Origin of the sequence: Roseimarinus sediminis (assembly GCF_050433125.1) — a bacterium.
GTDB lineage: Bacteria > Bacteroidota > Bacteroidia > Bacteroidales > Prolixibacteraceae > Roseimarinus > Roseimarinus sediminis.
Map to the genome: position 1 here is coordinate 377845 of NZ_JBNPXV010000002.1, position 12906 is coordinate 390750.

7 protein-coding genes are annotated in these 12906 nt (G+C 47.8%); 6 read left to right on the forward strand and 1 reads right to left on the reverse strand.

Translation table 11 applies throughout. The features are described 5' to 3' along the window. Positions 1 to 10: 10 nt before the first annotated feature. The gene (gene ppdK, locus FHS86_RS04400) at positions 11 to 2716 is read right to left on the reverse strand and encodes a pyruvate, phosphate dikinase (RefSeq protein ID WP_429411545.1); all 2706 of its coding nucleotides are present in this window, start codon (positions 2714 to 2716) and stop codon (positions 11 to 13) included. 598 nt (positions 2717 to 3314) lie between these two features. Between ppdK and FHS86_RS04405 the strand changes: the two genes are divergently transcribed. From FHS86_RS04405 to FHS86_RS04430, 6 genes are all read left to right on the forward strand, one after another. Continuing rightward, positions 3315 to 4028: a hypothetical protein gene (locus FHS86_RS04405; RefSeq protein ID WP_429411547.1), complete on the forward strand. Its 714-nt coding sequence runs from the start codon at positions 3315 to 3317 to the stop codon at positions 4026 to 4028. Between the two features lies 1 nt (position 4029). Next, complete coding sequence (locus tag FHS86_RS04410; protein WP_429411549.1) at positions 4030 to 6786, forward strand: TonB-dependent receptor; 2757 nt, start codon at positions 4030 to 4032, stop codon at positions 6784 to 6786. Beyond that, positions 6773 to 7936, forward strand: a complete 1164-nt coding sequence (locus FHS86_RS04415) for a DUF4249 domain-containing protein (protein WP_429411552.1) — start codon at positions 6773 to 6775, stop codon at positions 7934 to 7936. Before FHS86_RS04410 ends, FHS86_RS04415 begins: the two co-directional genes overlap by 14 nt. Before the next feature lie 103 nt (positions 7937 to 8039). Then, entirely contained in the window at positions 8040 to 9617 is a 1578-nt protein-coding gene (locus FHS86_RS04420) for a hypothetical protein (protein ID WP_429411554.1), read from the forward strand. Between the two features lie 353 nt (positions 9618 to 9970). Further along, the gene (gene clpB, locus FHS86_RS04425) at positions 9971 to 12559 is read left to right on the forward strand and encodes an ATP-dependent chaperone ClpB (protein WP_429411556.1); all 2589 of its coding nucleotides are present in this window, start codon (positions 9971 to 9973) and stop codon (positions 12557 to 12559) included. 88 nt (positions 12560 to 12647) lie between these two features. Continuing rightward, positions 12648 to 12899 (forward strand): hypothetical protein, encoded by a 252-nt coding sequence (locus tag FHS86_RS04430; RefSeq protein WP_429411558.1) that lies wholly within the window; start codon positions 12648 to 12650, stop codon positions 12897 to 12899. Positions 12900 to 12906: the final 7 nt, after the last annotated feature.

Consider the following 12906-nt stretch of genomic DNA (forward strand, 5'->3'; position numbering starts at 1 on the left):
CAATACACGATTAGCGCAATGCAGCCTGTGCAGCAGCCAAACGGGCAATTGGTACGCGGAAAGGTGAACAACTTACGTAGTTCATTCCGGCACGAACACAGAATTCAACCGAGCTTGGCTCACCACCGTGCTCACCACAAATACCTACTTTGAGGTTTTCGCGGGTGCTGCGTCCTTTTTCAATACCCATTTTCACCAGCTGGCCAACACCTTCCTGATCGAGTACCTGGAACGGATCGTTTTTCAACAAGCCCTTTTTCAGGTAAACAGGAAGGAATTTGCCGGCATCGTCACGTGAATAACCGAAAGTCATCTGGGTCAGGTCGTTGGTTCCAAACGAGAAGAATTCGGCCGATTCGGCAATTTCGTCAGCAGTTACGGCTGCACGGGGAACTTCAATCATGGTTCCAACCAGGTAGTCGATCTTGTCACCACGTTCAGCAAATACTGCGTTGGCAGCTGTACGAACGATTTCTTCCTGCAGTTTAAGTTCCTTGGCAGTACCTACCAGTGGAATCATGATTTCAGGGAAGGTCTCAATGCCTTTGGCTTTCAGGTCGAGACAAGCTTCGATGATGGCACGGGCCTGCATTTCGGTAATTTCAGGATACGTGTTTCCAAGACGACATCCGCGGTGCCCCAGCATGGGGTTGAATTCGTGGAGGTCTTCTACCTTTTGTTTCACTACTTCTACCGAAATTCCCATTTCTTCGGCCATTGCCTTCTGATTGGCTTCTTCGTGGGGTACAAACTCGTGTAATGGCGGGTCGAGCAGGCGCACTGTTACCGGCAATCCGGCCATGGCTTCAAATACGTCGGTAAAGTCCTGACGCTGGATAGGAAGCAGTTTGTCCAATGCTTTTCTGCGGCCGGCTTCATCATCAGCCAGAATCATTTCGCGCATACGAACCAGGCGTTCTCCTTCGAAGAACATGTGTTCGGTACGGCACAAGCCAATTCCTTCGGCACCGAATTTACGGGCTACGTTGGCATCACGCTGAGTTTCGGCATTGGTGCGCACCTTGATTTGACGGAATTTATCCGACAGGTCCATAATGGCACCAAAGTCACCGCTCAGGTCGGGATCGATGGTGGCAATTTTTCCTTCATATACTTCACCGGTTGAACCGTTGAGTGAAATCCAGTCGCCTTCGTTGAAGGTTTTTCCTGCAACAGTAAGCGTACGGGCTTTTCCATTGATTTTGCAATCGCCGGCACCCGAAACACAGCATTTACCCATACCACGTGCAACAACGGCTGCGTGAGAGGTCATACCACCCCGTGCGGTAAGAATACCTTTTGCAATGTCCATTCCCTCGAGGTCTTCGGGTGAAGTTTCAACACGGGCAAGAATGGTTACCGGAAACTTGTTGGCTTCGTCGGCATGGAAAACCAGCTGGCCGGTAGCTGCACCGGGCGATGCTGGCAAGCCTTTGGCCAGTACATTGGCCGATTTGATGGCTTTCTTATCGAAAACAGGGTGCAGCAGTTCGTCGAGCTTGTTGGGCTCCTGACGCAGGATGGCGGTTTTCTCGTCGATTTTGCCTTCGTTGAGCATGTCCATGGCAATTTTTACCATGGCCGCAGCAGTACGTTTACCGTTACGGGTTTGCAGCATCCAAAGCTTACCATCCTGAATGGTGAACTCGAGGTCCTGCATATCTTTAAAATAGTCTTCCAGTTTATTCTGGGTTTCATCCAGTTCCTTGTATGCCGCAGGCATTGCTTCTTCAAGCGAAGGAAATTTGGCCATACGTTCTTCTTCAGATACACCAGCCAGTTTGGCCCAACGCAACGAACCTTCTTTGGTAATCTGCTGCGGCGTGCGCACACCGGCTACCACATCTTCGCCCTGAGCGTCGATCAGGTATTCACCGTTGAAAACATTCTCTCCGGTGGCAGCATCACGGGTAAAAGCCACACCGGTCGCTGAGTTGTTACCCATATTACCAAATACCATGGCCTGAACGTTTACGGCAGTTCCCCATTCTTCGGGAATCTGGTTCATGGCGCGGTAGTAATTGGCACGTGGATTCATCCAGCTGTCGAATACAGCGGTAACGGCTCCCCACAACTGCTCCCATGGATCAACAGGGAAGTCATGACCTGTTACGCGTTTAACGGCCGCTTTGAATTTGGCTACCATTTCCTTGAGGTCGCTCACATCGAGTTCATTATCGTTTTCAACCCCTTTGGCTTCTTTCATTTCTTCCATGATCTCTTCAAAAGGATCAATGTCTTCTTTCGATTCGGGTTTCATGCCCAGTACCACATCGCCATACATCTGTACGAAGCGACGGTAGGAGTCCCATGCAAAACGTTCGTTACCCGATTTTTTGGCGATGGCTTCCACTGCTTCATCGTTCATTCCAAGGTTCAAAACGGTGTCCATCATACCCGGCATCGATACACGGGCACCCGAGCGAACCGACATCAGCAGGGGATTGTCTTTTGAACCAAAACCCATGTTCATGATCGATTCAACCTGTTTCATGGCATCCTCAACCTGATCTTTGATCTGTTCAATAACCTTCTCTTTGCCAATCTGATTGTAGATGGTACAGGTGTCGGTGGTAATGGTGAAACCAGGAGGCACCGGAACCCCAATGAGGTTCATCTCGGCCAGGTTCGCACCCTTGCCGCCCAACAATTCTTTCATATCGGCCTTGCCTTCTGCCTGACCGTTTCCAAAAGTGTAAACGTACTTTGTAGCCATAATAAATGTTTGTTTATGATTTTTTTCTTGTGTTAGACCTTAATTTTCAGTTCTTAAAACTTAAATCGTTGTACATGCTGTGCAGTTTCGTTGAATGCCAAACGTTAACGGTTCGCAAAGTTAATATTTTTGTCTTTTTATGCCTTAAAAACTTGGCACAAAATATCGATATGGCTCGATACCTTTATTTATTGAGGGTTTAACAAATATTAACTTTGATTATCAGTTGTTAACGGAGTTTCGCCTTATCTTTGTTTCGTTAGTAAAGCAATAGATTTTTCATAGAATTAGGTTTGGTTAGGATTTAGAGGATGGCGCAAGTCATCCTTTTCCTTTTTATGATTGCTTCTCATCAAGTAGCCCTTCGAACGCGCTCTCTGACAAATATCAAAATTTAGTAGCAACAACTGCCCGCAAAGTAAGTGGAACGAACTTGTTCGTTTTTGCTGTTGTACTTTCCTGATAAAACTCATGAATAACTTTTTTTAATGCCGGAGTAACAGTTATTTTTTATTTTTTTATGGTAGTTCCTGAATTTTAAACTTATTTAGTGCTAAGTTTTAATTAAGTTCCCCAACGAACGAATTACCCGTTTAAGATGTTGCCTAAAATAGTTACTTTTTTTGCTGCTGTTTTTCTTTGTTCGACGCACTCTCTTTTTGCTCAAAACAAAGCACCCGATGAACATAAGGCATATTTTGATGCTTTGTATGGAAAGGATAATCAACTTTATTCCGGTACTTTATACTATTCCCAAAGCGGAGTCAGGGGAGGGGTGGCATTTTATGGCGAAAAGTCAGAAAGCTACCGTGCCGATTTGTTGATCAAAGGCCGGCTATATGAAAATCAACTGATTAAATACGATCTGCTACTTCAGTTAATGGTATTGCAATTTACCGATCAGGTAGGTGCCCAACGTGAAATAGTACTGAATCCCGATGTGCTCGATTTAATCAGCATTCCCGGGCATCGCTTCATCCCCAACCCGTATAAGCAAATCGACAGCCGTTTCCTGGAAGTGATATACGAAGGCGACCTTGCCTGCTATATCAGCTGGACCAAAGAGCAAGCCTTTCGAACAACGGGCGACAATGCAGGGTATTATTATCTGAAAGCCAAACCAGCTTTTTATCTTCTGAAAAATGAAATGCTGCATTCTTTCAGAAACCGTCGCAGTTTCCTTCGCCTTTTTCCCGAAGAAAGCAGAAAAGAAATCAGAGCCTATCTGGCTGAAAAGCAATTTAATTTTAGAAGTATGAATACTTACCAGCTGGAAATGCTGATACAATATTGTGAAAAAACTGATCAATGATATGAGCCGGATACTGATCGTTTTTTTGTTTTTATGGGGCAGTACAGCCAATGCACAAAGTGATCAAAAGGTGATCATTCAGGAACCGCTGGCTGATTATCTCCTGGTCGATTTTCTTACTCAACTGGAGCAGGAATACAGTTTAAACTTCTATTACAGGGAAAAGTGGATCCAAGACTTCCGCATTGAGCTGGAATCAGGTGAATATGGCATGGAAGAATTATTCGGTCAGGTATTCCTGCCGGTGAATATTTCGTGGTACATCAGTCCTGCCGGTACTGTCTTTTTAATGCCTTTCGGGCAAAATATAAGTCAGTTACAGCCAAAGTTACAGGAGAGCAATCAGCAGGCTGTGCGCGATCTTTCTGAAGACAACTATCTCAGGGGAAGAAATGCCAATGCAAAAATTACAATCGAAGTGGGAGAAGCCAACGGAGTGCTTCGTCGGGGAGCCACTGTGAGGGTGGAAGGACATGTCAGCTCATCGGCCGACGGGGAAGCACTGATTGGTGCAACCATTTTCATCAAGGAGAGTGCTAAAGGGGCTGCCAGCAACAGCCTCGGAAAGCTGGTGCTGGATATTCAGCCCGGAAGCTACGATGTGGTTTTTCAATGTATGGGTATGAAAGATTTGAATGCAACGCTTCAGGTGCATTCAGCAGGTAACTTTGCACTTCAAATGGAAGAAAGTACCATGGCCATCGACGAGGTACTGGTTCGTCAGCAGTCGCTTCGCCGGGGAAGCAAAGGCGGTATGGAGTCGGTCGATTTTCTCACCATGAAGGAAATTCCGGCTTTAATGGGAGAGAAGGATGTAATGAAAATTGCCCAGATGCTGCCGGGTATTGTCAGTGTGAGCGAAGGTTCGGGCGGGGTGAACGTAAGGGGTGGAAATGCCGATCAAAACCTTTTTTACATCAACAACATTCCGGTGTACAACAGCGCTCACCTTTTTGGTTTCTTTTCGTCGGTGAATGCCAACATTGTTGAAAATTTTACCGTATACAAAGGGCAGGTTCCGGTCAATTACGGCGGGCGACTGTCGTCGGTTTTCGAATTGCAAACCCGCCCCGGAAACAAACAGGAATTTTTCACCTCGGGCGGAGTCAGTCCGGTGTCGGCCAATGTAGCCATCGAGGCACCCCTGGTCAAAGACAAGGCTTCGCTGGTGATGAGCGCCCGCAGCTCTTACTCCAATTGGTTGCTCAAACGGCTCGAAGATCCGGAACTGCGAAACAGTAAAGCTTCGTTTTACGACTTTACCGGAGGCATCGACTACGATATCAACAATCGGCAGCATCTTAATTTGCTGGTGTATGGATCAAACGACCATTTCAATCTGAATGAACTCAGTGCATACAATTATGGTAACCTGGGGGCAGCCCTGCGCTACGATCATCGTTATTCCGAACGCATAAAAGCTACAGCCCAGGCCATTGTGAGTAACTATTCCTATCAAACTACCGATCAGCGTGCGGTGTCGGCTGCCTATCAGCACCGCTATAACATTGGACATTACGAAGCCAGAGCCGAACTCGACTGGACGCCCGTGCGGAGTCATCAGGTGAAGGCCGGAATCAACTCGGTGTTTTACCTGCTCGACCGGGGTAATGTTGAGGCCTACGGCGAAGAATCGTTCAAGGCCATGGTGGCACTGGGTGAAGAAAGAGGACTTGAATCAGCCCTTTTTCTGGCCGACCAAATCCAGTTTGGCAGTCGCTTTTCGCTATATGCCGGTTTACGCTACAGCCTGTTCACCGCGCTGGGACCAGGTACCATGCGGCAGTATTTTCCGGGCGCTGAGCGAAACGATGCCAATGTGAGCGAACTGATAACTTACAACAGCCGAGAGTCAATGGCAGCCTATCATGCTCCTGAGATAAGACTTGCAGCCGATTTTAAATTGACGCCCGAGGGGACCGTGAAAGCTACTTTTACGCAAATGCAACAGTACCTGTTTATGCTTAGCAATACCATTTCGATTACCCCTACCGATCAGTGGAAACTGGCCGACGGGCACATTCGCCCACAGTCGTCCGATCAGCTGTCGCTGGGCTATTATCACGATGCGCATGAAACAGGTTTTTTGGCTTCGGCCGAAGTGTACTACAAACAGGCGGACGACCTGGTGGAATACCGCGACGGAGCCGATTTCCTTTCGACACCCTTTGCCGAAACAACAGTTTTGCAGGGCGATCAGGAAGCCTATGGTGCTGAGTTCATGATCAGCCGTGACCAGGGAAAACTGAACGGATGGCTTTCGTATACTTATTCCCGTTCCCTGATTACCATTAATGGGAAGGAAGATTGGGAAAAAATCAATCAGGGCCTGACCTATGCATCAAATTACGACAAACCCCACGTGGTAAACCTGGTGTTGAACTGGAAAATCAACCGACGTGTTTCCTTATCGGGCAATATGGTTTACAATACAGGCCGCCCGGTTACCCTGCCGGTAGGTTTTTACTACCTCGAAGGTCGTCCTTATGTCGATTATTCGCTGCGCAATGAATTCAGGATACCCGATTATTTCAGAACCGACTTTTCGGTGAAGGTGGAAGGAAACCTGCGAAGGAACAAGGCCCTGCATAGCTATTGGATGTTTAGTGTTTACAATGCTACTGGCAGGGATAATGTCAATTCGGTGTTCTTTCAGAGCGATAACGGCATCATCAAGGGCTATCAATATTCGGTGGTGGGCGTACCCATTTATACCATTTCGTGGAACTGGAAACTTGGAAACTATGCAAACAATTAATAAACTATACCTGGTATTGTTGATGCTGGTGACCGTTGGCTGCATCGACCGCTTTTATCTCGAAGATCACGAGGTAATCGGGCCCAAACTGGTCATATCGGGAATGATTACCGATGGTTGCGGCGTACAGGAAATAAGCGTTTCGCAAAGCTCGTCAACCGAACAGCCCTTGTTTCACGGAGTGTCGGGCTGTAATGTTCAAGTACTGGTAAATGGCAGCGAAACGGTTTGGTTCAGCGAAGATGCTTCGCGACCAGGCTATTACACTGCCACCATGCCCGAAGAGCTGATGTTGGCCGGTGCTTCTTTTCAACTCGAAGTAGAAACATACGAAGGGAAGCAGTATCGCAGTACCCTTGAAGAATTGTTGCCTTCGCCCGAGATCGATTCGCTTTATTACGCTGTTGAGGCCAGGCCAACAGCGCAGTTGGGCGACACCATCAACGGAGTGCAGTTTTTCATGGATTACAGGGGAAGTGATTTCTTCAGTGGCCATTACCGCATGCTGATCGACGAATGCTATGAATTTCATGCTACCTGGCCCAAGGAATATTACATGGAAACCTACACCCGCTTGAGGGGCCCCATCGATTATTCTACCTATACCTGTTATAAAACCAATACGGTGGATGAACTGTTTACCCTTTCGACCGAAGCTCTGAGTGATAAGATTTACCGCAAAAAGCCGCTGCATTTTGTGAGCGACTATACCCAGCGCCTGATGTACAATTACAGCATTCTGGTGCGGCAACAGTCGCTGAGCAAAGCAGCTTATCAATATTGGGAAAACATACGAAAAAACAACAAGGAGGCCGACGGCCTTTTTACCACCCAGCCGGCCATGGTAAGGGGAAATATACGGAACGAAAGCGATTCTTCCGAAATCGTTTTAGGTTACTTTGGTGTAGCTTCGGAAGCTACCCGACGATTGACCATCAAAGGCGGTTTCAGCAATTTCGAATACCTGAATGTTCGGTATTGTAATCCCATTATCATCGAGATGGTCATTCCTTCGGAACCCCGTCCGCTTTACCTGATTGAAGTGGACGATCCAAGCGGTATAGGCAAGGCCTGGGCCTGGGCACCCACCGAGTGCTTCGATTGCACCCTGACCGGCGGCGTACTCGAAAAACCCGATTTTTTTGAATGAGGCAACAAGAAGAAGTATGAAAGCGTTTCAAATCTTATTAATTATCCTGTTTGGCTGTGGCTGCTTTTGGGCAGAGGGGCAAAATTCCGCTTCAGCGCTTGAAATGAAAGAAGCATGTCTTGTTGTATCCGATCGTTCGGTCTACATGGTCAATGAAACAATTCATTTCAGGGTTTATAATACAAGCAGGCTGCACGTGAAAAATACCGGCCTGAGCAAGGTGGTTTATGTTGAATTGGTAAGTCCCGATGGTCAGTCGCTGAGTCGTGGTAAATACGCTTTTAACGAACAGGGTGCAGCCGGAAGTATCCAACTGCCCGCACACCTGCTTAGCGGAAACTATTACCTGAGAGCCTATACCCGCTGGATGCGCAACTGGTCGCCATTGCCCGCTTCGTACCGCCTGATCACCGTAATTAATCCCTTTGTTGAAGAACAACTGGGATCTTCCGGAGCAGGAAGCGACAGCGCGCGTTTGCAGTCAATTGAAACAAAGCCACTGCTCCGGATAAGTACACTTCCGGCAACAGTAAAAACGAACAGTTCCTTTGTTTTTGATATGGAGAATGAGCGTGATGAAGAAATCGATGTGAGTGTTTCGCTGGTAAAAAGTGGCAGTGCCAATGGCAGGCGGATGTTTTATCCCGATGCAATGATGAAGCCCGATACGCTGCGTTTTATTCCCGAAACACGGGGGGTAAGTATTTCGGGAAAGGTAATCAGCAAAGACGATGCACAGCCCCTGGCTTATTCAAAGGTGTGGATGACCATGATGGACGGGGAAAGAACATCGGCCGAAGTTTTAAGCAGGGAAGATGGTGCCTTCTATATTGATCTGGGAAACAAAAGTGGAGTAGCTGATTTGTTTCTCGATGTGAGCTCCCGGGATTATCTTCAAACAGCAGGCTTACTGATCGATAACGATTTTGAACATCGTCCTTTGAATCTGCCCTTTGTTCCCCTTGATCTTTCGGCCGACACGCTTGCCTGGTACAACGACCTGATCATGAGGGCACAGCTCCAATCGATTTACTATAGCGATACAGCCGCAGTGAATGCGACCGAAGCAGTGCAAGACAGCAGTTTCTTTTACGGCACTCCGGCTTATGTTAAAAGTTTTGACGATTTTATTGAACTGCCACGCATTATCGATTACATTGAAGAATTATTGCCGAATGTCAGGGTTCGGAATACAAGCAAGGGACCTGAACTGTCGGTTTACAGTAACTACACCGAAATGCAAAGCTACGAAGCCCTGGTGATGATCGACGGGGTGAAAGTGAGCGATGTGGGCAGTCTGCTCAAAGTGAATCCGCGAAAGATCAGCCGGGTGGAAGTGCTCGATCTGCCTTATTACCGGGGCAACATGCTTTATGGCGGAGTGGTGCATTTCATTTCCAAAGCAAACGACATGGGAGAGATGACCTTCCCCGACGAAAGTATTTTTCTTTCCTATCAGCTCCTCGGAAAAGAGGAACAAGCACCCTTTTCTTCAGCACAACAGCAGGCGCCTGCCAACTGCCTGTACTGGAATCCGTCGCTGGTACTCGAAGCCGGAAAGCCTGTGACACTGACACTGAATAGCGGTATTGAACCCGGCAGCTACGATCTGAAAATTGAAGGCCCCGATCAGGATGGAAGCCCTTTTGTGATCCTTCGTACCATTGTCGTACAACGCTGATCTGTCTTTTCCAATAACAGATTTTTTTAAGCTCCTCCAAAGCTTACAGTCTTTCATTGCTGGTTTTCTGTTGTCCGGTAAAAATAATTAAGATTGGGATAAATCCCTTGTAATAGAAGGTTTTCAATAGCCCCGGGCTTCAGCCCGGGCTAACTGATCGTGATTGATGAATTTGGGCTTCAGCCCAATCTGGTAATTCAAAAAGTAAAGTTCTGTTTCTGCCGAAATGCCAGTTTTTCAGCTGCTTTGCTGAAATTATGGCGCTTGTCGGCTGCTGCTGGCTGACTAATTTTCAGTTTTTACCCATTGGAAACATTTTTGAAGCCGGCACGGTTGAATATAAAAACTGAAACATGAACTTAAATAATTTTACCATAAAAGGGCGCGATACCATCAATCAGGCAGCCCAGATTGCCGCGTCGAAAGGACAACAGGCCATCGAAACAGCTCATATACTGAAGGCACTGCAGCAGGTGGCCGACAATGTGAGCAACTATCTTTTCAACAAAACGGGCATCAACACGCAAAACATGAACATGGTGCTCGATCAGCTCATCGATCGTTATCCCAAAGTGAGCGGCGGACAGCCCTTTTTGTCGAACGCGGCCAACAAGGCCGTACAAAAAGCCATTCAACATGCTTCCGACATGGGCGACCAATATGTGTCGGTGGAGCACCTCTTACTGGGACTGCTCGAAGCCGGCGACGAAGTGGCCCGCATGATGAAGGACAGTGGTTTTGCGGTGAAGGAATTAAAGGCAGCCATCGATGAGTTGCGCAAAGGAGCCAAAGTAGACAGCGAATCGGCCGAAGACCAATTCAATTCGCTGGGACGTTTTGCCATCAACCTGGTTGAGCAGGCCCGGCAGGGAAAACTCGACCCGGTAATCGGGCGCGATGACGAAATAAGGCGTTTGCTGCAAATCCTGTCGAGGCGAACCAAAAACAACCCCATATTGATTGGTGAACCCGGTACCGGAAAAACGGCCATTGCCGAAGGACTGGCCCAGCGAATTTTCAAGGGCGATGTGCCCGAGAACCTGAAATCGAAGCTGATTTTCTCACTCGACATGGGAGCGCTGATTGCCGGTGCCAAATACAAGGGTGAATTCGAAGAACGGTTAAAATCGGTCGTCAACGAAGTGGTGAAAGCCAATGGCGAGATCATCCTTTTTATCGATGAAATACATACCCTGGTGGGGGCCGGCAAAAGCGAGGGTGCCATGGATGCCGCCAACATACTGAAACCTGCTCTGGCAAGGGGCGACTTGCGTGCCATTGGTGCCACCACCCTGAATGAATACCAGAAGTATTTCGAAAAGGACAAAGCCCTCGAACGCCGCTTTCAGCATGTAATGGTCGATGAGCCCGATACGCTGAGTGCCATTGCCATCTTGCGCGGTTTGAAGGAGCGCTATGAAAACCACCACAAGGTGCGCATCAAGGATGAAGCCCTGATCACGGCGGTTGAACTTTCGCAGCGCTACATTACCGAACGCTTTTTGCCCGACAAGGCCATCGACCTGATCGATGAGGCCGCCTCGAAACTGCGCCTCGAAATGGATTCGGTGCCTCAGCAGCTCGACGAAATTGAACGCCGCATCATGCAGCTCGAAATCGAACGCGAGGCCATTAAGCGTGAAAATGATCATTCGAAATTAAAGGAACTCGAAGAACAATTGGCCAATCTGCAGGAAGAACGCAGCCGTTACCGTGCCGAATGGGAAAGCGAAAAGGAACTGATCGATGGCATTCAGAAAATGAAACAGCACATCGAAGAATACCGCATTCAGGCCGAACAGGCCGAAAGAAGCGGCGACTATGGCAAGGTGGCTGAAATAAGGTACGGACTCATCAAAAATGCTGAAGAAGAAATTGTACGGCAGGAGCAGGAACTCGAAAAGAAGCAGAAGAAGAGCTCGCTGATTAAACAGGAGGTCGATGCCGACGACATTGCCGGTGTGGTGAGCCGTTGGACCGGCATTCCCGTATCAAAAATGATGGAAAGTGAACGGGTGAAACTGCTTCAGCTCGATGAAGAACTGGCTAAAAGGGTGGTGGGACAGAAGGAAGCCATCCATGCCGTGGCCGATGCTGTTCGGCGCAGTCGGGCGGGTATCCAGGATGAAAAACGTCCCATCGGTTCTTTCATTTTCATGGGAACCACCGGAGTGGGAAAAACCGAGCTGGCCAAAGCGCTGGCCGAATACCTTTTCGACGACGAAAACATGATCACCCGCATCGACATGAGCGAGTACCAGGAGAAATTCTCGGTAACCCGCCTCATTGGATCTCCTCCGGGATATGTGGGCTACGACGAAGGAGGCCAGCTCACCGAGGCGGTGCGACGCAAACCTTATTCGGTAGTGCTCTTCGATGAGATTGAAAAGGCACACCCCGACGTGTTCAACGTACTGCTGCAAGTGCTCGACGATGGCCGTCTGACCGATAACAAAGGGCGTTTGGTCAATTTCACCAACACCATCATTATCATGACTTCAAACATCGGTTCTCAGCTGATTCAGAAAAGCTTTGAAGGAATCAACGAAGAAAACCGCTATGAGAAATACGAGCAGGCACGCATGCAGGTATTCGATTTGCTGAAGAAAACCATAAGGCCTGAGTTCCTGAACCGCATCGACGACACCATTATGTTCCTGCCATTGGGAAGGAAGGAGATTCGAAACATTGTGCAGCTTCAGTTTGAGCGCATTGCCGGCCGCATGAAGAAGCAGGGCATACAAATTGAGATAAGCGAACAGGCCATCGACTGGATGGCAGCGCTTGGCTTCGATCCACAATACGGTGCACGCCCCGTAAAAAGGGTACTGCAGCAACATGTGCTCAACGATCTTTCGAAGCAAATCCTGGGCGGAACCATCAACAGGGAGCAGCCGGTAGTGGTCGATGTTGTTGATCAGGAGCTGGTATTTCGAAATTAAAAATTCAGGATATAATATTGAAAAAGGCGCAAACTATTAAATGGCTTGCGCCTTTATTCTTATTTATGGAGAACGCAATAGCCGCCGAATGAGGGCTTATCATCGCCTCGATCTGGGTCTAAGGAAAGAAACACTTACCAAAAAAGGTCGGCGGACACAATGGAATTTTTCGGTTTATAATGCTTACAACCGAAAAAATCCAAGTGCCATATATTATAGTACCGATCCCAACGATATTGAAGTAAACAAAGCAGGTGAAGCCTACGAAGCACTTCAACTTTACCAGCTTAGTTTTTTCCCTTTGATACCAACTGCTTCGTACAAAGTCTTTTTTGAATAAGTCCATC

Coding starts and splice junctions, on each gene's coding strand:
- FHS86_RS04415 (WP_429411552.1), top strand. CDS start 6,773: ATGCAAACAATTAATAAACTATACCTGGTATTGTTGATGCTGGTGACC.
- FHS86_RS04420 (WP_429411554.1), top strand. CDS start 8,040: ATGAAAGAAGCATGTCTTGTTGTATCCGATCGTTCGGTCTACATGGTC.
- clpB (WP_429411556.1), top strand. CDS start 9,971: ATGAACTTAAATAATTTTACCATAAAAGGGCGCGATACCATCAATCAG.
- FHS86_RS04430 (WP_429411558.1), top strand. CDS start 12,648: ATGAGGGCTTATCATCGCCTCGATCTGGGTCTAAGGAAAGAAACACTT.
- FHS86_RS04410 (WP_429411549.1), top strand. CDS start 4,030: ATGAGCCGGATACTGATCGTTTTTTTGTTTTTATGGGGCAGTACAGCC.
- FHS86_RS04405 (WP_429411547.1), top strand. CDS start 3,315: ATGTTGCCTAAAATAGTTACTTTTTTTGCTGCTGTTTTTCTTTGTTCG.
- ppdK (WP_429411545.1), bottom strand. CDS start 2,716: ATGGCTACAAAGTACGTTTACACTTTTGGAAACGGTCAGGCAGAAGGC.